Annotated in this window: 18 protein-coding genes and 2 tRNA genes; 7 read left to right on the forward strand and 13 right to left on the reverse strand. The window is 56.2% G+C overall.

Annotated elements, in window-relative coordinates; all coding sequences use genetic code 11:
• Positions 1-12 precede the first annotated feature (12 nt).
• From E3E51_RS02200 to E3E51_RS02230, 7 genes are all read right to left on the reverse strand, one after another.
• Entirely contained in the window at positions 13-1,782 is a 1,770-nt protein-coding gene (locus E3E51_RS02200; RefSeq protein ID WP_167911681.1) for a hypothetical protein, read from the reverse strand.
• Positions 1,783-1,824: 42 nt separating this feature from the next.
• Complete coding sequence (locus tag E3E51_RS02205) at positions 1,825-3,792, reverse strand: S8 family serine peptidase (RefSeq protein ID WP_167911477.1); 1,968 nt, start codon at positions 3,790-3,792, stop codon at positions 1,825-1,827.
• A gap of 224 nt (positions 3,793-4,016) precedes the next feature.
• A complete protein-coding gene (locus tag E3E51_RS02210; protein WP_167911478.1) occupies positions 4,017-5,834 on the reverse strand; it encodes an aldehyde ferredoxin oxidoreductase family protein in 1,818 nt (605 codons plus the stop codon).
• Between the two features lie 189 nt (positions 5,835-6,023).
• Positions 6,024-7,151, reverse strand: a complete 1,128-nt coding sequence (locus E3E51_RS02215) for a tungsten cofactor oxidoreductase radical SAM maturase (protein ID WP_167911479.1) — start codon at positions 7,149-7,151, stop codon at positions 6,024-6,026.
• A gap of 131 nt (positions 7,152-7,282) precedes the next feature.
• Positions 7,283-7,360: transfer RNA gene (locus E3E51_RS02220), tRNA-Val, on the reverse strand.
• A 42-nt stretch (positions 7,361-7,402) separates the two neighbouring features.
• Positions 7,403-8,197: a diphthine synthase gene (gene dph5 / locus E3E51_RS02225; protein WP_167911682.1), complete on the reverse strand. Its 795-nt coding sequence runs from the start codon at positions 8,195-8,197 to the stop codon at positions 7,403-7,405.
• Positions 8,198-8,668: 471 nt separating this feature from the next.
• Positions 8,669-8,746: transfer RNA gene (locus E3E51_RS02230), tRNA-Arg, on the reverse strand.
• A gap of 142 nt (positions 8,747-8,888) precedes the next feature.
• Between E3E51_RS02230 and E3E51_RS02235 the strand changes: the two genes are divergently transcribed.
• From E3E51_RS02235 to E3E51_RS02245, 3 genes are read left to right on the forward strand one after another with little or no spacing between them, the layout of a single operon-like run.
• Entirely contained in the window at positions 8,889-9,254 is a 366-nt protein-coding gene (locus E3E51_RS02235; RefSeq protein WP_167911480.1) for a BlaI/MecI/CopY family transcriptional regulator, read from the forward strand.
• A gap of 6 nt (positions 9,255-9,260) precedes the next feature.
• Entirely contained in the window at positions 9,261-10,046 is a 786-nt protein-coding gene (locus tag E3E51_RS02240; RefSeq protein ID WP_167911481.1) for a M48 family metalloprotease, read from the forward strand.
• A gap of 5 nt (positions 10,047-10,051) precedes the next feature.
• Positions 10,052-10,588 carry a cytidine/deoxycytidylate deaminase family protein gene (locus E3E51_RS02245; RefSeq protein WP_167911683.1) on the forward strand — a complete coding sequence of 179 codons (537 nt, stop codon included), beginning with the start codon at positions 10,052-10,054 and terminating at the stop codon, positions 10,586-10,588.
• Here the strand turns inward: E3E51_RS02245 and E3E51_RS02250 are convergent.
• A complete protein-coding gene (locus E3E51_RS02250) occupies positions 10,585-10,950 on the reverse strand; it encodes a DUF2304 family protein (RefSeq protein ID WP_167911684.1) in 366 nt (121 codons plus the stop codon). The two genes, E3E51_RS02245 and E3E51_RS02250, sit on opposite strands and share 4 nt — an antisense overlap.
• Before the next feature lie 5 nt (positions 10,951-10,955).
• A complete protein-coding gene (locus E3E51_RS02255; protein WP_167911482.1) occupies positions 10,956-12,278 on the reverse strand; it encodes a glycosyltransferase in 1,323 nt (440 codons plus the stop codon).
• A 56-nt stretch (positions 12,279-12,334) separates the two neighbouring features.
• On the opposite strand from E3E51_RS02255, the gene E3E51_RS02260 reads away from it, so the two are divergent.
• On the forward strand, positions 12,335-13,243 hold the full coding sequence (locus tag E3E51_RS02260) for a glycosyltransferase 4 family protein (RefSeq protein WP_167911483.1): 909 nt from the start codon (positions 12,335-12,337) through the stop codon (positions 13,241-13,243).
• Here E3E51_RS02260 and cas6 read toward each other — a convergent pair.
• On the reverse strand, positions 13,200-13,949 hold the full coding sequence (cas6, locus tag E3E51_RS02265) for a CRISPR-associated endoribonuclease Cas6 (protein ID WP_167911484.1): 750 nt from the start codon (positions 13,947-13,949) through the stop codon (positions 13,200-13,202). The two genes, E3E51_RS02260 and cas6, sit on opposite strands and share 44 nt — an antisense overlap.
• A gap of 219 nt (positions 13,950-14,168) precedes the next feature.
• Between cas6 and E3E51_RS02270 the strand changes: the two genes are divergently transcribed.
• Positions 14,169-15,365, forward strand: a complete 1,197-nt coding sequence (locus E3E51_RS02270) for a proteasome-activating nucleotidase (RefSeq protein ID WP_167911485.1) — start codon at positions 14,169-14,171, stop codon at positions 15,363-15,365.
• On the opposite strand, the gene E3E51_RS02275 is transcribed toward E3E51_RS02270, so the two are convergent.
• A complete protein-coding gene (locus E3E51_RS02275) occupies positions 15,352-16,476 on the reverse strand; it encodes an MFS transporter (protein WP_167911486.1) in 1,125 nt (374 codons plus the stop codon). The two genes, E3E51_RS02270 and E3E51_RS02275, sit on opposite strands and share 14 nt — an antisense overlap.
• Before the next feature lie 97 nt (positions 16,477-16,573).
• Between E3E51_RS02275 and E3E51_RS02280 the strand changes: the two genes are divergently transcribed.
• Together E3E51_RS02280 and E3E51_RS02285 are read left to right on the forward strand one after the other, a co-directional pair.
• Positions 16,574-17,500 carry a serine/threonine-protein kinase RIO2 gene (locus tag E3E51_RS02280; protein WP_167911487.1) on the forward strand — a complete coding sequence of 309 codons (927 nt, stop codon included), beginning with the start codon at positions 16,574-16,576 and terminating at the stop codon, positions 17,498-17,500.
• The gene (locus E3E51_RS02285; RefSeq protein ID WP_167911488.1) at positions 17,500-17,991 is read left to right on the forward strand and encodes a hypothetical protein; all 492 of its coding nucleotides are present in this window, start codon (positions 17,500-17,502) and stop codon (positions 17,989-17,991) included. The genes E3E51_RS02280 and E3E51_RS02285 overlap by 1 nt, the downstream gene beginning before the upstream one ends.
• Here the strand turns inward: E3E51_RS02285 and E3E51_RS02290 are convergent.
• Positions 17,981-18,928, reverse strand: a complete 948-nt coding sequence (locus tag E3E51_RS02290; protein ID WP_167911489.1) for a radical SAM protein — start codon at positions 18,926-18,928, stop codon at positions 17,981-17,983. The genes E3E51_RS02285 and E3E51_RS02290 overlap by 11 nt on opposite strands.
• Positions 18,925-20,100 carry an MFS transporter gene (locus tag E3E51_RS02295; RefSeq protein ID WP_167911685.1) on the reverse strand — a complete coding sequence of 392 codons (1,176 nt, stop codon included), beginning with the start codon at positions 20,098-20,100 and terminating at the stop codon, positions 18,925-18,927. The genes E3E51_RS02290 and E3E51_RS02295 overlap by 4 nt, the downstream gene beginning before the upstream one ends.

Consider the following 20,100-nt stretch of genomic DNA (forward strand, 5'->3'; position numbering starts at 1 on the left):
TAAAAAGGCCGCTTATAGCCTCTTCCCCTTTTCTCCGCGTTCTTTCCTTCTCGCGATGAGCACCGCCGTGGCTATCAGGGCGGCACCGGCGCCGATGTACAGGTACGCGGTTTTGTTGTTTTCCCCGGCTCTCTCTGCCGCCCTAAAGCCATTCACTGCGTGGGCCTCTATCATCAGTAGATTTTGCGATGGATATATCACCACGTAGCCGTCCAGCCCGGATATCCCTGCCTCGTCCGTCAGATTCCCGACGTACCTTCCGTCCTGAATCAGAAGGAAAGTGGCGTTGGTCAGCTTCGCTTCCCCGTCCTTCACGGTGACCTCTGGGATATCCGCGTAAAGGACACCCCTAAGGAACGAAACGCCCCTGGCGTACGCGGTCGTGTTCTCAAGTTCCGCCAGCTGGAGTGCCCAGACTGCCTTTGCGGTGGAGGTCAGTCCTGCCACCGAGCCGGGAGTGTAGGGAAACGCGCCGTTGGGATACTGCCTCTCCATGAGCAGGTTCAGGGTTTCGTTGAGCTCCTTCTCCATGCCGAACTCCTTGAAGACTATAAGGGCGTAGGCGAAGTAGTAGGTGGGGACGTTGTAGTAAACGGGGTTTCCGGTTTTTGGATCCTTCGTTTTGAGCATCCAGGTGAGGTTGCTGGAGAGATAGCTGAGGGAGGCGTCGTAGTCGTGGCTGACGTTCAGCTCCCGGAGCACCCACACCACGTACTCGGTGTTGTAGAAGTCTTTCCAGAGGCCATTTTTGGCTGTGCTTAGAAGATACTCCACCTCGTTCGAGTAGTTTTCCCCGAGAAGGGCCTTCACCCGGGCAATTTCGGCAACCTGCCATGGAAACAGCCCCGAATAGTTGGAGGGAAGTTCGGGGGTCATGTTGCAGAGCAGGTAGTAATCGGCCAGGATTACCCTTTCCCAGTCGTCTCCAGGGGTTATCTTCCCGAGATACGGACACGCGATGTCCCTCAGGTCTTCAAAGCCCCCTACCTTGGAAACGCTCAGCAGGTCGAGAACGCGGTAGTGGAGAACACCCCAGAACCCGAAGTGTTCCTTTTCGAGCAGTTCCCTGCGGTATTTCTCATCTCCCGTCGCATAGAGTGCCATAGCTATGGTCACGGTGGATTCAAAATCGTCGCTGAGTTCAACCCTCTCACCGAGGTAGGCCAAGGCAAAGGCGCGGTAGGCTTTCAGCTCGCCTTCGACGCTCATCTTTTCAAGTTCATCCTTTTTTCCAAGGGCTAGGTATCCGAATATCCGCTCTGCATCGGTTTTTGGCTTGGCCTCTATCAGCCAGCCCTCCCCGCGGTTTATGGCATCTCTCACCTGCTTTTCGAATCCCGTGAGGTTTTCGTTGATGTACCCGTTCAGGAATTCCTTGAGAGCGATTAAAGCGAGCGCCGTTCCGGTGTAGTCCTCCCACGAGCCGTCGGGGTTCTGCTTGTATATCAGCCAGTACGCGGCGCCGTTGAGAACATCGAGGTAACGGCCCCTGGCGACGTCTTCACCGCGCATGAGAGCCAGCATGGCCATCGCGGTGTACTTTGCCATGTGCTCTTCCCCGTAGGCCATCCCCCATGAATCAAAGGGCGTCTTCAACGCCACGAGCCATTCGCATCCCTCAAGAGCCCTATCATAGTCCCCGGTTTGGTAAAGGGCAAGAACTGAAAAGGCAGTTTCGGGAACGGTTGGCTTGTAAACGTAAGGCTCGATTTTAGCGCTCCCCATTGGGAGGGATAATCCGATGATCATCAGGATGAGCGCTGCCCCGAGAATCCGCCCCATTTCAACCACCTCAAAGAGAAAAGAAAAGGGTGTTAAAAGCCTTCAGCCGTAGTAGACAACGACGTCGAGCTGGTAGCTGGCCCAGCCTGAGGTGCTGTAGGCGTAAACGAGGAACTTCCAGGTTCCCGGTGCCGGATTGAGGTATTCAACGTGCTCGTAGCTGTTGGAGGTTTCAGAGCGGTCAACGAGGTTTCCATTGGGGTCGTAGAGGTACAGGTCGAGGTCGTGGGCGCTGGTGTCGAAGGTCAGGTCTCCGGTTATCTTGGTGGCGCCGCTGTTGACGGTCATGGTGAAGCTGTCGCTGGTGTCCCAGAAGTCGTGGACGGAACCGGTGAAGGTCTGGCTGTCGGTGGTCGGTGTCGGACCGGGGGAGGGAGTGGTTCCACCGGACTGGCTCAGAGAGCCGTCGCTGACGACGTCGACCTGGTAGTTTGCCGCACCGCTGTAGCTGACGACCTTAATCGTCCAGGTTCCCGCGGTCGGGTTGTAGTAGCCGACCTTTTCGAAGCCGTAGTAGGCGGTGTAGGAGTAGTCAACCTGGTTTCCGTTGGGGTCGTAGAGGTAGAGGTCGAGGTCGCTTGAGCTGGTGTCCCAGTAGAGGGTCGCGGTGACGAAGGTCGCGCCGCTGATGTCGAAGGCGTGAGTGGAGCTTCCCTTGTTGGCAACAGAGCCGGTGAAGACGAGCTTGGCGTAGTTGTCGTAGTTTATGGCCTTGTAGACGTTGATCCTACCTGCACCGTAGGCGATGTCCGCTATCTCATCGGGCTTGACTATGTCGGCGGTCTCGATGAAGGCAGTCTTTATCTTGTCCGGGCTCCATGTCGGGTGGGCCTGGAGTATGAGGGCAGCGGCGCCCGCAACGTGCGGAGTGGCCATACTGGTTCCAGAGGCCTTGGTGTAGTAGTTGTCTATCGGAGTGCCCATGCTGGTTCCGCTGGCCCTCGGGGCGATGATGTCAACACCCGGGGCAACGACTTCCGGCTTGAGCCTTCCGTCGGCGGTCGGACCCCTGCTGGAGAAGCTGGCTATAGTGTCGGTGCTGTCCACGGCCCCGACCGTTATGACCTTGTCAGCGGCGGCCGGAGAGCCGACGGTGTAGGTTTTGGGGCCGCTGTTTCCTGCGGCAACGCAGACGACAAGTCCAGAAGCCCAGGCGTTGTTAACTGCCTGGCTCAGGGAGTCGGTGCCGTCCGAGCTCTGGCTTGAGCCGAGGGAGAGGTTGATGACCTTGATTCCGTACTTGTCCTTGTTCTGAACGACCCAGTCAACGCCAGCGATTATATCCGAGATGGTTCCCGAGCCGTCAGCGGCGAGAACCTTAACGCCGACGAGCTTCGCTCCGGGGGCGACGCCGATGTACCGTGAGTTGACCGCGCCGGTTCCGGCAACGATACCGGCAACGTGGGTTCCGTGGCCGTTGTCATCGTAGGGGGTGGTCTTGCCGTTGACGACGTCGTACCATGCCACGACCTTACCTTTGAGGTCGGGGTGGCTTGCGTCTATACCCGTATCGATAACCGCAACAACGATACCGCTACCATCGTAGCCGAGGGAGTTCCAGACGGTGTCCGCCCCTATCTGGGAAACTGAGGTGGCGTCCGAAACCCGGACCTTGTAATCCTCCTGGATGAACTTTATTCCAGAGACCTTAGTGTTGCCGAAGAACCCGGTGTCGATCATGCCGGCGATGAGCAGGAGGTCCCTGACCTTCATCTTGACCGCGATGGCGGGGATTATCTTATAGGAGTATTTAATCTTCGCCCCCATTGTTTCCAGCACAGTTATGGCCCCGTCCCGATTCTGCGGACTGTCGAACATTATAACCGTGCTGATTTCCTGATCCCAGTCCATTCTCTGGACCTTTTTAAACAGTCTCGGGGTCATCAGACCGTAGTTCTTCTCCTGGGTATCGATATTCCTAACAACGGGTTTTGTCGGCGCTGCAGCTGCCATTCCGGCGACAAGGCCTATCAGGAAGATGGCCAGCACAACAGTTCTCCAGCCCTTCATTCCAGAACACCTCGGTTCATTACTTGCCCTTTTAGACCATTCGGGTATCTAATCCACCATAGGAGCACTGTACTGTATCGTGCGCCCATAATATAAATATTTCGATTCTAAAACGTATTGTTGCATATGATATCAATGAAGAAATTTTTCCGGAAATATTTGTAAACAGTAGATACAAAATACTGTAAGTTACAAAAACGCAAAAATGAAAAGGCAACACCCGGTCAGAGTTCATCAATTCCGAGATCCTTCATCTTCTCCTCGGTTATCCTGCCGTCCCCGGTCCAGCCGCGGAACTCGTAGTACTTCGGGAGCATGAGGTGGAGCCTGACGACGTGACCCTTGTTCGGCCCGTTCCTGACGGGCTCCTCAAGCAGTCTCTTCGGCAGGGTGTCCTCCTTGAGCGGGTCGAGGCCTGCTTTCAGGTTGAACAGCCTCTCGGCGTTCCAGATGCGCTCGCCTATCTTGAGGTACTCCTCGGTCGAGAGGTCCCAGCCGAGGGCCGCGTTAAGCATATCGCGATAGTCATCGGCGCCGAGTCCAAAGGTCGTGAAGACACACAGCCCGGCGGCGTCGATGAGCGCCGTGAGGTCCTGGAAGAGGATGACCATCTTGACCTTCTCGTCGCCGATGTCGTGCGGGTCCATCTTGTACGGGTAGCCGAGAATCTCGGGGCTTATCATGTACTGCTTGATGTGGCAGCCGCCGCGGTTGTTGGTGGCGTAACCGAGGCCGTGGCCTTCTGCTCCGCGCGGGTCGTAGGCGGGCAATTCTTGCTTCTTGACGCCCATGAAGTACTCGGTGTGGCCGTACATCTCGGCCAGACGGTAGCCGCCTTCGGCCAGCTTGTCTCCGAAGCCTTCCCTCTTGGCGATCTTCTCGATGTAGTAGTGGAGAACCTCGCTGTTGCCCCACCTGAACGGGGGAGCTTCCTCTCCAAGGTCTTCCTGCTTGAGGATGCCCTTCTCGTAGAGCTCCATCGCGGTTGCGAGGGTTCCACCGAGGCTTATGGTGTCCAGACCGTACTCATCGGCCCAGTGGTTGGCTTCGATTATAGTCGCAAGGTCGTTTATTCCGTTGTGGGCACCGAGCGCCCAGATGCTCTCGTATTCAGGTCCCTCTGTAACACCCGTTGTCGGGAGCTTGTTCACCCTTCCACAGCCGATCGGACAGGCGTAGCAGGGCTTGTTCCTTATCAGGTACTTGGCGGTCATGGCCTCACCGCTCTGCTCCTCCGCGTACTCGAACTGGCTGTCCTGGAAGTTTCTCGTCGGATACAGACCGTTTTGGTTGATGATGTTCACGAGAACGGCCGTTCCGTACTTTGGTAAACCTCCACCGGCAACGGGGTCGTTCCTCAGCTTGTCGGTCTTCTCCTTGACGACGCTCGTGAACTTCGCCCTGTCGGCGACCTCAACGCGCTTGTGGCCGCGGACGACGATGGCTTTCAGCTTCTTGCTTCCCATGACGGCCCCAACGCCACCCCTGGCGGCGGCGCGGTGCTCATCGTTCATAACGGCCGAGAACCTCACGAGGTTTTCACCGGCAGGGCCTATAAGTGCCATTCTGATGCGGTTGTCGCCAATCTCCTCCTTGAGAGCCTCCTCAGTCTCGCCGGAGGTTTTGCCCCAGAGATGGCTCGCGTCTCTAAGCTCGACGCTCTCATCGTTGATGTAGAGGTAAACCGGGTGATCCGAGGCACCCTCAACTATGACGGCGTCCCAGCCCGCGAACTTCAGCTCCGCACCGAAGAAGCCACCGGAGTTGGCCATGGCGATGTAGCCGGTCAGCGGGCTCTTGGTTATGACCATGTACCTCCCGCCGGTGGGCGCGGTCGTACCGGTCAGAGGGCCGGTGGCGTATATAATCTTATTCTCCGGGCTCAGAGGGTCCGCAGTGGCGTCCATCTCCTTGAGGAGATAGTAGATACCGAAACCCCTCGTCCCCAGCCACTTCTTCGCGAACTCCTCGTCAAAGTGCTCCTCCTTAATGGTCCCATCCGTCAAGTTCACTCTCAAAATTTTTCCCCAATACGCAAACATATTTCGAAGCCTCCAGCAGTTCTTGTGAAACATTTTTGTACATTGATGCTAATAAATTTGACGAAAGCAAAAGAATGCAACATTAATGTAATGATAAGCACATTAGTTTAACAAATATCGAGGTAAAGTTTTTTGAAATTAAAAGTCTCCAACCAAAATAGAAAGATTAGTAAAAGCATGAATTTAAATTCACCAAAATCCTTTCATGCCTTTTTCGGGTATCGGGCAGAGCACTATGCGCCTCGCCCAGAGGCAGTCGGCACAGCTCGGCCTGTTGCTCCAGCAGTCGGACTCAGTGTCCCACACGAAGGAACAAGACTCGTTGAGCGGACAGTCCGCGCAGCTTGGATACAGCGAATTCCTGACAACGAAGCGGAACCAGGAATAGTCCCTGCTGGTCCATATATCCTTCAGGCTCTTCTCCTTAACGTTCCCAAAGGAGTACGCGAGCACCCGTTTCTCCCTTCCGAATACTATCTCCGGGTACGTGTGGAGGAAGCGGTAGCAGGGGGCGACCTCGCCGTCCCACCGTATGACGGCCACGTTCTTCTCCACGAACTCGCAGTGCCTCTCCGTCCTCAGGGAGAACTCCGCGAGCTTGTAGATGTAGCCGTGATAAACGGCTTCAAGCTTGTCCACTATCGGCTTCATGTCAACGCTTCCGTCGTACACTATCAGCTCCGCGTGCTCCTTCGTTATCGGAATCAGGTTTGAGATGAGGACCGTATCAACGCCCAGCGATCCCACGTAGTGGACTATGTCCACGAGCTCGGTGTAGTTCTCCTTGGTGACCACCACCTCAACCCCTATGTGCGGGACGTCGCTGTTGAGCCTTTTCTTGACCTCCTGAATCTTCCTAATCCTGGAACCCGTCACGTCTGGCTTTATATGGCCTATGTCCACCGGCTGGGTGGGCACGGAGTCCACCGAGAAGTATATCAGGTCGAGGCCAAGCTCAACGAGCTCTTCTATACGTTTGTCCGTGAGAAGAAAGCCGTTGGTGCTTATTCCCAGCGCAAATCCCCGCCTCCTGACCTCCCTGGCCATGTCCATGAACCTCGGATGAACCGTTGGCTCGCCTATGCCCCCAAAGTATACCATCTCCAGTTCGGGGAGCTCCTCGGCGTCGTCAAGAATTTTGAGGAACAGCCCCCAGTCCATATCCCCCTCGGGGTCCTCCCAGTACTGCTTGAAGCACATCTCACAGCGGAGGTTGCAGCGGTTGGTTATCTCGATGTAGAGATACTTCAAATCAGGTTTTTTGGGAATCAGAACGAAAGCACCGTTGAGCTCGAACCTATGAGCGTCCTTCTCCAACGTAACCCACCTAAAGACGAAGTAAAGCGATGGCCTTTATAACGTTTAGTGGACAGATGTGGGCGGGACTGCAGTTTCGGAAGAGAAAAACCGGCACTCAGGATGAAACTTCGCACAAGTAAAGTTCCCTATGGTGGGCCCGCGGGGGTTCGAACCCCGGACCTCCGCCGTGTGAGGGCGGCGTCATAACCAGGCTAGACCACGGGCCCATCCCGAAATTAGTGGGCGGAGGGGAAAATATAAAGCTTTCGCTAGATTCCGTCGAGTATCTCTTTCGGAGCCCCTGCGAAGGCCACCAGGTACTCGGCCTCGACTATGTGGAGCCTGCCCGGAACGACCATCACGTGGGGCTGCCGTCCAAAGTCCTCATTGAGCATGTCCCGAACGTATCCCGCCCTGAGCGTCGGGTTCAGTGAGCCGGCCCTCGCGAGGACAACCACCAGAGTATCGGGGGTGAAGACGTTTTCCCTCTTCATCTCCTCTACCTGGAGCAGTATCTCCATCGCCTCGTTGGCCGTCATGTAGCGGTTCTGCTCGGCCTTTATGTCGAGGAAGAGCATCGTGTGCAGGTTTCTTTCCATGTTCTCTTTTATCACATCGTAGTGGCTCGTGGGAAACCAGTTCTTCTCCGGATAGGCGACGGTTGCGCTCTTGCCGAACTTGTATATCTGCAGTCCGGTTACCGCTATCGCTGAGTAGATGCTCGGGGCGTGGATGACGTAGCTCTCGATTCCGAGCTCCTTGGCCCTTATCCGGAGGTCGGAGTGCGTCGTTGCCACCATCGGATCGCCGGCGGTCAGAAAAGCCACGTCCTTCTCCCTGGCCTCGCTCAGCACGATGCGCTCGAAGTGAAGTTCGACCTCCTCCCTGCTGAGCCTTCTTATGGGCTTTCCGATGAGCTCCTCAACCCTGTCCAGCGTTGTTCCGGCCAGAAGAGACGTGTAGAACTCAGCGAAGACCAGGTCGCACTTTCTAGCCACTTCAAGCCCTTTGAGCGTGATGTCCTTCTCGTCGTAGAGACCAAGCCCTATGAAGTATATCGCCATGAGCCTCACCGAATGGCGTTGGAGAAGGCGCTTTTAAGCTTGACCCCGGCAACCTTTGGGCAAGCAAAGCTTGACCAAGGAACCTTTTAGAAAAAGTTTCATCAAAAGCACGTAGCTAGAGAAAAACGGGGTTGTGGGACGAAGCCCCACTCTGGGGGTTTGAGAGTACAGGAAGCTTTTGGAAAAAGCTTCACCAAAGTTCGTGATTCTTTTGTGGATTGCTATTTGGAAGGGATTTTTCACTTAAATTGGCAGTTGATTTAGATTCATTCCACGAAGGCAACCTTCAATAGGTTCGGCTTTTTTAGCGCTCCGGAGGAGCGCGGGTGAAGTTGAACCCGTTAAAAAGCGCCCTTTTGGCGATGAATCCCCTTATAAAGTCACCACTAAAACAAAACCCTAAGAACATGACCACTCAAAAGGAATCACAAGCTTTTGATCAAACTTTTGCCCTGCAAAAGTTTGTGTTACTGGCGGGCCGGGCGGGATTTGAACCCGCGACCTTCGGCTCCGGAGGCCGACGCCCTGTCCCGACTAGGCCACCGGCCCACGCCCATAGGTATTCCCCGGGTGAATTTAAAAACCTAATCACTCGAACGAATGAACCGGAATGTGCATTAGAGCATCAAAAAGCACAAAAACTTTTTAGCTTGGGCACCCTACATAGAACAGGACGAAGGAGGAATGAACCATGGAACCGCATGAATTCAAGCTCACCGAGGAGGGTATAAAGGCAGTTCTTCCACCCCTCGAAGCCGAGATAATGGAGCACATGTGGAAGGTTCAGGTTGCCACCGCAGGTCAGGTCTATGAGTACATGAAGGTGAAGCACCCGGACATCAGGCGCTCCACGGTAAGCATCCTCATGAACCGCCTGTGCGAGCGCGGCCTTCTCAGAAGGAGCGTCGAGAAGGGCAGGGGTGGGATGAGATACGTCTATTCCATAACGACAACCAGGGAGGAGTTCGAAGAGCGGGTCGTCCAGAGCATCCTCGACGCACTGATGACAAACTTCAGGGAGGCAACCTACGCATACCTGTCCAGAATTAAAAAGTGATGAAAGATGCTGTTCATCATCATGGCCCTTGAGGTTTTGCTGGCGGTGATGGCCCTAAAGGAGCTTGGCCTCAAGATAGCGGTGGCTGCCTTCGGCTCCGTAGTACTCCTCTACATCTGGGTCTCAACCAGGGACGTCAAAGGCAATTACGTAACCCTGCAGAGGAGTGAGATGCCCTGGCTCTACGACGGCATAGCGGAGATGGCCAGCAAGGCCGGGATTACAATGCCGCGAATATACATCCTGGACGACTACATACCAAACGCGTACTCCTTCAAAAACACTATAGTGCTCTCCCTCGGTCTTTTCGAGGTGCTCGACAGGGAGGAGATACTCGCGGTCGCCGCCCACGAGCTGGGCCACATAAAGAACGGGGATACCAAGGTATTCCCTGTGCTGGCGTACGGCAGGTACCTGATGATGGTCTTCACGGGGATACTGATACTCCTCGCCCACAGGCCGAGCGTTACGCTGGCGGCGCTGCTCCTCTACGCTCTCTACGAAGTCGCCAGAGCGAACTTTCTCAAGAGCAGGGAGTTTCTGGCGGACGAATCAGCACTCAGACTGCTGAACGTGCCCATGAGCCTGAAGCATGCCCTTGAGGAGCTCAAATACTACGAGGACCTCAGGGCCAATGTAAGACTGAGCGCCGTGCCCAGCATAGAGCCGTCCATAGAGAGACGCCAGAAGGTTCCGAGGATAGAAACCCACCCGAGCTACGATGAGAGAATATTCCGGATACTCGTCGAGCTTCACGGCAACAACATGTTCAACCAGCGCATGATGCAGTGATGCCTATGCCGGTGGAGATAGTACTTGACAGGGAACGGGCCGAGAGGATAAAGCGCATCCGGCCCACCAAGGACGAGTACTTCATGCTCATAGCCAAGCTTGTATCGCTCAGGGCGACCTGTCCGCGCCTGAGGGTAGGAGCGGTGGCTGTAAAGGATGGATACATCCTTGCAACCGGATACAACGGTGCGCCGAGGGGCATGGAGCACTGCATAGACGCCGGATGCCTCATCGTCGACGGCCACTGCCACAGGGCCGTCCATGCGGAGCAGAACGTCATAGCTATGGCGGCTAGAAAAGGCATAAGCCTAGAAGGAGCGACGCTCTACGTCACTCACTTCCCCTGCGACACATGCTTCAAGCTGGTGATCAACGCTGGAATCCGGGAGATAGTCTACGAGGAGATGTACCCAAACGAGGCAACGGAGATTCTCCTGAAGGAAGCACAGGAAAAAGGGATAGTCAGGATAAGACAGTTTAAACTCCCGAAGGAGCGGGTGCGGGTCTTTTTGGAGGAGCTTTTCGGGGAGTTCGTAGATTAAAGCTTCTCCTCGATTTTCTTCAGCCTTCCGTTCATTTCCTCAAGCTCAATGGCGATTTTCCGCGTCAGCTCGGTTATCTCCCGCTCGGTTCTGTCAACCGCCAGATACACCTTGAATATCATTATGTAGGACAGGCCGATGCTGAGGACAAAGAGGGCATCGAGTCCCCTACCAAGGCCGAGAAGCTTCCTAATCTCCTCCGCTATCTGGAGAGGAAAGATTGAAACCACCAAGAGACCAAGAAGGATGGCCTCCCAAAAGAGGAAATCCCCCCATTCAAACTCTTTCTTTCCGTACTTCCCAATCACGTAGAACATCAGAGCCAATACCACAACTATGGCTATGTACTGAACGGCGTACATCCCCATCACCTCATCTTGTCAAACAGCAGGTTGAGGGCTATCTTAACACCCTCCAAAACGTTCGTTCCCTTCTTCATCGAGTACTCTGTGTAGACTGCACGGATAGGCACCTCAACGATGCGGCATCGGTTCCTAGCGGCCTCGATTATAATCTCACTCGAAACCGCGTAGCGGTCGCACGTTATCCTTATTCTGGAGGCACATTCTCTGCTGAGACAGCGCAGACCGCTCTGACTGTCGCTCACGTATTTTCGGGCAAAGACGGCGGTTATCGCGTCGAGAACGAAGTTTCCAAAGCGCTTCACGAAGGGCATCTGGCTTGTGTCGCCCTTGAGCCTCGAACCAACCGCAAAGTCAGCCCTTCCCTCAGCAACGGGCCTCATGACGCGCAGGGCGTCGCTCACGAGGTGCTGGCCGTCGGCGTCGAAGGTGAGTATCAGCCTGGCGTTCTGCCTGAGGGCGTAGGCGATTCCAGTTCCGAGTGCACCGCCCAGACCCCTGTTGACGAGATGGTTCAGCACGTGGACGCCGTAGGAGCGCGCTATCTCCCTCGTCCCGTCCCTGGAGCCGTCGTTAACTACCACTACCTCATCCCGCCTGAAGTACCTGAGCAGGTCGTCCAGGACGCTCCCGAGGGTCTTCTCCTCGTTGTAGGCCGGGACGACAACGTAGGCATTTAAAATGTTCTCTAGAAGGGTCAGAAAACCCGGCATATCCTGAACCTCAAAATCCGGCGTGGAGTCCACCGAAAAGCTCATCCTCCCTGCGGTATGCCCAGTCACCATGACGCTCAGAGCGCCGAGTGCCCTGGCAGGGAGTACGTCGTAGCCGTGGTCGCCCACCACCAGAACCTTGGTGGGTTCGGCGCCGAAGGACTCGATTATCCGCTCCAGCTGCCCGGCGTTCGGTTTGAGTTCTCCGGAGGGGACGTCGTCCCGCGTCGAGATTATCCGGAAGTACTTCCTTATTCCGTGCATCTCCAGTGCCTTCAGAGTCGCCTTCCGGGAGCTTCTGGTCATTATTGCCATCTCGATGCCATTTTCCCTCAGAAAATTCAGAACGTCCAGAACCCCCTCAAAGAGAAAGCTCTCCCCTATCCTCTCGACTTCAAGCTCGACAAGGATAGAATAAAGCTCCCAGAAGTCCCTCCCGGTCTCGCGTGATATTCTGAGCAGGTTTTCGTACATGGGAGTCAGATCGCCGAGCGTTTCCTTGGGTATCCCCATTCCCAAGAGCCTCGATTTAAGCTCCTCCTTGAGTTCCGCGAAGGGTTTGGGCGCGCCGACCAGCGTCCCGTCGAGATCAAAAACTACGAGCCTCACATCCATGATATCCACCGAAGGATTTATTTTTGGCCAGCCCTAAGGGAGTCGGGTGTCTAAATATGATAGCGGCCGCTCCACTTATAGGTTTAACCCTGACGCTCATCCTTACCCCTTACATAGCCGCGAGAATGAAGAGGGCAGGAATAATCGGGAGAGACATCCACAAGATGGACCTGCCGGAAGTGGCTGAGATGGGGGGAGTAGCAATCCTCCTCGCCTTCCCCGTGGCACTCTCGCCCTTCATGAGCGAGGAAATCGCGAGGGTTATTCTGGTTTTCCTGCTCTTCGGGGTCGTCGGAATCATAGACGACCTGACGAATTTGAGACAGCTTCACAAGGTCGTTCTCTCGCTCGTAGTCTCCGTCCCGGTGGCGTTCTTCGGCGTCGCGCCGGAGGTTAACGTCTTCGGCTACACGATCAACCTCGGCATCCTGTACCCCGTCTTCGCGGCCCTCTTCGTCACGGGCTCGGCGAACCTGGTGAACCTGCTGGCCGGCTTCAACGGACTGGAGATGGGCACTTCCGCAGTAATCCTCGGTGTTTTAGCGGCCATAACCGATGGGGATGCGAGGCTCGTTGCCCTCACCGGCCTGGGAACGGTTCTCGGGTTCCTCTGGTGGAACAGGTATCCTGCGAGGGTTTTTCCGGGCGACACAGGAACACTCAGCGCCGGCGCATTGATAGGCCTCATCGCCATCACCGGAAAGGTCGAGGCCTACGCGGCGTTGCTCCTGATTCCCCACTTCCTGGATTTCATGATAAAGGCGGTCGGGGTTCGCTTTGGCGTGAGAAGGCACGGAAGAACGAAGGTTCTGCCGGATGGAACGCTTCAGGCGCCGCCGTACCCCAGCTTCCTGGGGACAATAATGAAACGGGTTAGGGTGACGGAGCCCAAACTGGTTGCGGTTGTGTGGCTGATAGAACTCACTCTTGGCCTTCTCGTCTGGGCTCTTCATCGATCACTTTGACCATTCCAAAGCCGTAGCGCGTCTTCTCGCCGAAGCCGTTTTCGTAGCCGAAGCGGGCTATCTCCAGGGAGCCGCGGTAGCGGAATATCATGAGGGAGCCGCGGTAGTAGGTGTCCCTGACGAGAATCCTGACGGGCTTGAACTTCACCACGTCTATCGTGAAGTCCTTTTCCTCGGGCATGGTGCCGAGTATCGCGGAGTAGCGCATCAGCATTACCTTGCGGAGCTTGTCGAAGAAGGCCTCTTCACTCGGATAGAGGTCCCATATCTTCATCTTGTTGCCGCTGAGCTTGACCGTCCTGACCATTATTGGACTGAGAGTTGAAAAGAGCGCCCCATCCCGTATTCTGGGCTCTTTCAGAATTTTGATGTCGTCCGCTATGAAGGCGGCATCACCCAGCTGAAGAATCGGGCTGTCAATAAAGCCCTCCACCACGGCCTTTATCAACTCGCTGGAAGACGAGGAGACGTAGAGGGAAACGTCGTCGGAGAGCACTTTTATTCCCCTGTCGGGTATCAGTTCACGCTTCCTGACCATGATGCGGGAGAAGGTGAAATAATCAACGTGACTTACTTCGGCCTCCCGAGCTATTTCGGGCGAAACTATGGCCATCTTCTCAAGAAGCTGAGCGTAAACGTCGTAGTTATAATTAAACGGGAGAATCGTGCCCTCCTTTGCGGGCCTGAACTTTATCTCAACTCTCATTACATCCCACCCCTTGCTATAACCCCATTATAGTTGGTACTCGAAGTTAATAAGAATTTCGCAAATAAACCAGGGTTCTATTACTTCAAAATTAAGTCAGGAAAAATCCGCACATCCCGTACCAAAGGTATATAAAGCCGAGTGCCTCAAAGCATGCATGGAAAAGATAGAGTTAAAAAGACCCTTCTACACAGTTTGAAACGTGAGAGGTGAAAGATTATGAGCGTTGAAGACGTCGGAGTCAAACCATCGGACGAGTACGATGATTACATCATGTATCTCAAAAGGAGGATTAGACAGCTTGAACTCCAGGTGAGAACCCTGGAGGCCGATAAGGAGAGGCTGGAGAGGGAGCTCTCTCGCCTTAGGATGGAGATGTCCCGGCTGAGACAGCCCCCGGCCTTCGCGGGCACACTCCTAGAGCTGCTCGACGAGGACAGGGCAATAGTCCAGAACTACAACGGCCCGCGCTTCGTTGTCAGGATAGCGCCGTGGATAGAGCGGGAGAACCTGCGTCCTGGAGCGAGGGTTGCCCTCGACCAGAGGACGATGGCGGTCGTTGAGCTCCTCCCCAGTGAAAAGGACCCGAGCGTTCTCGGTTTTGAGGTCATTGAGAGACCAGAGGTCAGCTACAAGGACGTTGGAGGCCTCGACAGGCAGCTCCAGGAGCTGAGGGAGGCAGTGGAGCTTCCGCTCAGGCACCCGGAGCTCTTCGAGAGGGTAGGGATTGAACCGCCGAAGGGCGTTCTCCTCTACGGCCCGCCGGGCTGTGGAAAGACCCTCATGGCGAAGGCACTCGCCCACGAGGTCAACGCCACCTTCATAAAGGTCGTCGGCAGCGAGCTGGTGAGGAAGTTCATAGGCGAGGGCGCCCGCTTGGTTCACGAACTCTTTGAACTGGCCAAGGAAAAGGCCCCAACAATAATATTCATCGATGAAATCGATGCAATAGGCGCAAAGAGGATGGACGAGACAACCGGTGGCGAGAGGGAAGTCAACAGAACCCTGATGCAGCTCCTGGCAGAGATGGACGGCTTCGATCCGAGCGGGAACGTCAAGGTGATAGCGGCAACTAACAGGCCGGACATCCTCGATCCGGCTCTGCTGAGGCCCGGAAGGTTTGACAGGCTGATAGAGGTTCCGTTGCCGGACTTCCGCGGAAGACTGGAGATACTCAAGGTTCACACCAGGAAGATGAACCTCAAGGACGTCGACCTGCGCATCATAGCGGAGATGACGGAGGGAGCCAGCGGGGCCGACCTGAAGGCCATAGCGACCGAGGCAGGCATGTTCGCCATAAGGGCGAGGCGCGAGCACGTCATCCAGGACGACTTCCTTAAGGCAATAGAGAAGGTCTTCAGCTCGGAGCAGAAGCTGGCGCAGCAGATAGCTATGCACGAAGTCATGTACGGCTGATTTCCTTCTTTTCCAGCTTTTCTTCCACCCGAATTATCCCCCACGCCAGCAGGTACATGGCGGGTATTGAGAGAAACGCCTTCTCATAGCCGAAGCCGTCAATGAGGAGCCCAACGAGGTACGGACCGACGGTTGCACCAAAGAACCCGACCATGTTGACGAAGCCCATGACCGAGCCGAGGTTCTCCCCGGTGGCCTTTTCCGATGTGTATGCGGTGACTATGGCGCCGACCGAATAGAACGCCAGCCCCAGGGGAATTATCACCCAGAGGGAAGCCGTTAGGGCAAGAATCAGTGTGAGGAGGGCGTTGAGACCGAAGACCACCGCTATGCTCCTCCTCCCTATTCTGTCGTAGAGGCCGCCGCCGAAGAGGGAACCTGCGATTCCGATAACCGAGAGAAGGGAGAACAGCAGGGACGCGGTTTCAAGGGAGACGCCCGAGTTCACAAGGAAAGATACCAGGAACGTGAGGAGGCCGAAGAAAGCCGCCAGGACTATGAAGTTCGCCGCGCTGAGCAGAAAAACGTTCCGGGGGATTGAGAAAGTGACCCTCGAAGGTTTTGAGACCTCCCCCTTAACGGCGAAGGCAAGGGCTATTCCGATTGCCAGGCTCAGCGCCGAGAGCCCCAGGAAGGCGTAGCGCCATTCGAGGCTCATCGCTATGGGAACGACTATCAGGGGGGCTATCCCGCTGCCGACGGGCGGGCCGACCATGAAGACGCCCAGCGCGGAGCCCTTCCTCTCGCGGTAGACCTCGCTTATCAGCGCCGTCGCCGGGGCATAGTAGAGGCCGGAGAAGAGGCCGTACAGTGCCCGAACCGCGAGCAGTTCCCAGTACTCGCGGGCAAAGATTATGAGGGCGGATGAGAGCGAGTAGCCGATTATGCTGAGGACAAGGAGCCTCTTCCGCCCAAAGCGGTCACCGATGTACCCGGCTGGAACCTGTATGAGCGCGTAGGGTAAAAGCAGGGCCGTCATCAAAAGCCCGGCCTCGGCGTTGTTTATCCCCAGCTCTGCCTTTATCATTGGAATGAGGGGAGGGATTGCCATCCTGTGGGCGTAGTTGAAGACCCAGCCGAGGCTTATAAGGGCAAGGAGCCTTTTCCGCATAGTTTCGATAAATGGCTAAGCGTTTAAAAGCCTGTTGGAAGGAAGCGGCCAACTACCTTTATAAATCCCGGCCCGGAAGCGACTTCAGGGAAAGGAGATGGTGAGCAAGCTGCTGGCACTCGAAGCCTATCCCAACCTGCGGGATTTAGACTTCAGGGTACTCAGAGGGGTAGAGCTGAACATGCGGCACCACAGGTGGGTTCCCCTGGAGGACATAGCCAGGTTCGCAAGGGTTGACGTGGAAACCGCATCATTCAGGCTTGGCAAGCTCGACGACCTCTCCCTCGTCAGAAGGAGGAGCGATATAGGATACATCGGCTACCAGCTCACGATACACGGCTACGACGTTCTGGCGATAAGGGCGCTCGCGAAGAAAGGCGTTGTGGAGGCCATAAGCACCGCCCAGGCAGGCGTGGGGAAGGACGCCGATGTGTACGTCGGGATAACACCCTCGGGAGAGAAGGTGGCGGTCAAGTTCAACCGCATAGGCGGCAGAACCGCCTCAAGAAAAGCGGCCTATCACGGGCACGTATTCCAGGACAAAAGACACACGAGCTGGCTCTACGTTTCGAGGCTCATCGCAAAGAAAGAGTACGAGGCACTGACCCTGCTGAGCCCGATAGCCAGGGTGCCGAGGCCGATAGCGTGGAACCGACACGCCGTCGTCATGGAGTTCATAGAGGGAACCGAGCTGGCCGAGCTTCGCGACACAGACCTATCCAGGGAGGAAGCGGGGGAGATACTTGAGGCCGTCCTGGATGAGTACCTTAAGATAGTCCGCTTCGGCATCGTTCACTCGGACATGAGCGAGTTCAACGTGGTTCTGACCCACGACGGAGGCGTTTTCATAATCGACTGGGCCCAGTACGTCACGACCGCCCGTCCGGAGAGTTACGAGCTTCTCAAAAGAGACATAACCGTGCTCCTCAACGCATTCCGGAGACGGTGGCGCGTGGAGAAGAGGTTTGAGGATGTCTGGCAGGATTTTGAGAAGGCCTGGCTTGAGAGCCGGGGTGAGGGATGATGGTGATAAAGTACGAACCCCTGAACCGGCGTGAGAGGATCATGAGGCTCTTCAGGGAGGCCATAGAGGCGGAGAACGCCAGAGACCTGGAGACCGCCAAGCGGAAGCTGGACGAGATAATGGAGCTGGCGAGGGACGAGGAGCCGGAGTTCTACTTCGAGGCCTGCTTCAGACTCGCGGATGTATTCCTTCAGGAGGACAACTGCAGGGGAGCCGTGAAGTGCGCGGTGCGGGGAGTGTATCGCGCACCCAGCGAAGACCTCTACCGGCTCGGAATAAAGAGGCTCGGGGACATCCTGTTCATAATGAAGGAGGAGAACCGGCTCGGCGAGATATCCAAGGACATGGACGTTACGCTGGACCTGGTGAAGGACGACGAGGAGCTTTACCGCTTCGTCCAAACGCTCATGAGGATAGCGAGGGGAGAAAGGGTCGGGGAGAGATTCTCGCGGGAGGAGTTCAACGAGATAATCAGGCTCCTCACAGGATAGAGTCAAGAACGCGCCTCACGTAGTCCCTCCCAGGACTTTCGGGGAAGTTGTAGGGTTCTTTCTTTGGCCTTTCGTTGTAGTACGGCCTGTTGCAGCCTGGACAGCCGTGGGTGGCGAATATCTCGGGCGGAATCACCGAGGCAAGCTCATCAACATCGATTCCAAACCTGACGAGGAAGCCTTTCTCATCGAACTCGAAATCCTCCGGCGCGGCGAGCCCCTCCTTTATGAGATAGTGGGCCACCTGGATTCTCCTGTACCTGGCAAGGCTCGGGGGCTTCGCGTTCTCAAGGCGGGTTCCCCTTATGGGCGTGAAGGCGAAGAGGGAAACCCAGGCACCCATCGAATACGCCCGCCCAATGGCCTCCACGGCCTCCCTATCCGTCTCTCCGAGGCCGATTATCAGGTGCACGAGGGCCTTTCCATTGCCAAAGACGTCGATGACGTCTTTCGTGAAGCGCCACATGTCGTCCCAGGAGTAGAGGGAGTCCTTTATCTCCGGATAGAGCCTCTCGCTGGCCACGTCGAGGCCAACGCCGATGTAGTCAACCCCCCTTGATTTGAACTCCACAAGAGTGCCCCTGTCCACGGGGGTTATCGAGACCGAGACCGGAAGGCCCAGCGGCTGGAAGAGGTCGAGGAGTTCGACGACGTCGGAGACCAGGCCAGGATAGTCAACCGTCTGGAGGCATATCCTCGCAAAACCGCCCGCTGGAAGGCGTTCAATGACTTCTTCCACATCAAAGGCAGGCCAGGTTATGCGCGACAGCCTCTTGAGGTCCGCCCCGCTTCCCCTAGCCTGGGGACAGAAGGCGCAGTTGTTGCGGCAGCGGCCGTCGTGATAAGTCATGAGGTACGCGGTGGTTGGTCTGGCCAGCATCCGGGCCTTTATCAGCCCCATCGCTATGGCGGTTCCGTAGGAGACCCTAATCTTCATTTTTTCCTACCTCCCAGTATGAGGGGTGCGTGGACTATTATAAGTGATGCGGCCGCTATGAACGGGAGCAGCGGGAAGACCCCGGCGTAGCCCCTGATGCCGGCGACGTAGCCGAGGGTCACCTGACCGCCGAGCATTCCGAGGTCAAAGAACATCGTGTAGACGCTCGAACCCATCGTCCTTATCTTCTGAGGAAGGTTTCCAAGGGCCATTAACTGCATCGCGGGAACGGAGAGGCCGAAGCCGGCCCCGATGATGAATGCACTGACGTAGGAGCGGGGCGGGAGCCTGTAAAGGATCAGCACTATGTAGCCGAGGATAACGAGGAGCATGCCCGCCCTTATGACCGGAATCGGGCCCATCCTGTCGGCACTCTTGCCGCCAACGAGCCTCATTACGAAGCTCGATATCCCGATGACCATCATGTAGAAGCCGAACAGGCTCTGGGACATGCCCAGTACCTTGTAGAGCGCGGGGAGGTAAGTTATGACGCCGGCGTAGGAGAAGGAGAAGAAGAACAGCGCCAGCGATGCGGCAACGAAATAGCTCCTGAGGAGCTCCGAGTAGCTGACGTCCCCGTGCCTCTCCCCCCTCCTGGCAACGGCCCTTCTGCCATCGAGCCAGACCGGGACCACGAGGGCGAGGCCAACGAGGGAGAACGCCACCGTGAAGGAGAAGGCTCCCACAAAGCCGAGGAGGTCGGAGAGGTAGCCGCCAAGGGCCGGGCCGATTATGTTGCCGAGGGAGAACATCATGCCCCTCCAGCCCAGCGTCTCGCCGACGCGTCCCTCAGGTGCGAGGTCAACGGCCGTGGATAAACTTGAAGGAAAGAATATCCCCATGGAGAAGCCGTGAATCGCCCTGGCGAAAGCGAATATCCACAGGTTTCCAAGGAGCGCAGAGGTTATGTAAAGGAGCCCGGCCAGCATTCCCAGGACGTTGCCGGCCATCATGGCCTGGAACCTGTAGCCCCTGTCGCCGATGAGGCCGCCTATGGGCTTTGAGAACAGCGAGACGACGGAGGCAACCCCTGCGACCAGGCCAACGAGAAAGGGGGTGGCGTTGAGGGTTATCGCGAAGGGCGATATTATGGGGTTGACTACGCTTATTCCCAGGAAGAAAAAGAAGGTCGAGAAATTGAGGAGCCAGATGTCCCGGAGCGCTCTGTCGAT

It is taken from the genome of Thermococcus sp. 21S7 (genome assembly GCF_012027615.1).
Taxonomy (GTDB): Archaea; Methanobacteriota_B; Thermococci; order Thermococcales; family Thermococcaceae; genus Thermococcus.

What these genes read in the sequence shown, in the direction of transcription:
- E3E51_RS02200 (WP_167911681.1), bottom strand. Translation starts at nt 1,782, where the DNA reads ATGGGGCGGATTCTCGGGGCAGCGCTCATCCTGATGATCATCGGATTA.
- E3E51_RS02205 (WP_167911477.1), bottom strand. Translation starts at nt 3,792, where the DNA reads ATGAAGGGCTGGAGAACTGTTGTGCTGGCCATCTTCCTGATAGGCCTT.
- E3E51_RS02210 (WP_167911478.1), bottom strand. Translation starts at nt 5,834, where the DNA reads ATGTTTGCGTATTGGGGAAAAATTTTGAGAGTGAACTTGACGGATGGG.
- dph5 (WP_167911682.1), bottom strand. Translation starts at nt 8,197, where the DNA reads ATGGCGATATACTTCATAGGGCTTGGTCTCTACGACGAGAAGGACATC.
- E3E51_RS02235 (WP_167911480.1), top strand. Translation starts at nt 8,889, where the DNA reads ATGGAACCGCATGAATTCAAGCTCACCGAGGAGGGTATAAAGGCAGTT.
- E3E51_RS02240 (WP_167911481.1), top strand. Translation starts at nt 9,261, where the DNA reads ATGCTGTTCATCATCATGGCCCTTGAGGTTTTGCTGGCGGTGATGGCC.
- E3E51_RS02245 (WP_167911683.1), top strand. Translation starts at nt 10,052, where the DNA reads ATGCCGGTGGAGATAGTACTTGACAGGGAACGGGCCGAGAGGATAAAG.
- E3E51_RS02250 (WP_167911684.1), bottom strand. Translation starts at nt 10,950, where the DNA reads ATGTACGCCGTTCAGTACATAGCCATAGTTGTGGTATTGGCTCTGATG.
- E3E51_RS02255 (WP_167911482.1), bottom strand. Translation starts at nt 12,278, where the DNA reads ATGGATGTGAGGCTCGTAGTTTTTGATCTCGACGGGACGCTGGTCGGC.
- E3E51_RS02260 (WP_167911483.1), top strand. Translation starts at nt 12,335, where the DNA reads ATGATAGCGGCCGCTCCACTTATAGGTTTAACCCTGACGCTCATCCTT.
- cas6 (WP_167911484.1), bottom strand. Translation starts at nt 13,949, where the DNA reads ATGAGAGTTGAGATAAAGTTCAGGCCCGCAAAGGAGGGCACGATTCTC.
- E3E51_RS02270 (WP_167911485.1), top strand. Translation starts at nt 14,169, where the DNA reads ATGAGCGTTGAAGACGTCGGAGTCAAACCATCGGACGAGTACGATGAT.
- E3E51_RS02275 (WP_167911486.1), bottom strand. Translation starts at nt 16,476, where the DNA reads ATGCGGAAAAGGCTCCTTGCCCTTATAAGCCTCGGCTGGGTCTTCAAC.
- E3E51_RS02280 (WP_167911487.1), top strand. Translation starts at nt 16,574, where the DNA reads ATGGTGAGCAAGCTGCTGGCACTCGAAGCCTATCCCAACCTGCGGGAT.
- E3E51_RS02285 (WP_167911488.1), top strand. Translation starts at nt 17,500, where the DNA reads ATGGTGATAAAGTACGAACCCCTGAACCGGCGTGAGAGGATCATGAGG.
- E3E51_RS02290 (WP_167911489.1), bottom strand. Translation starts at nt 18,928, where the DNA reads ATGAAGATTAGGGTCTCCTACGGAACCGCCATAGCGATGGGGCTGATA.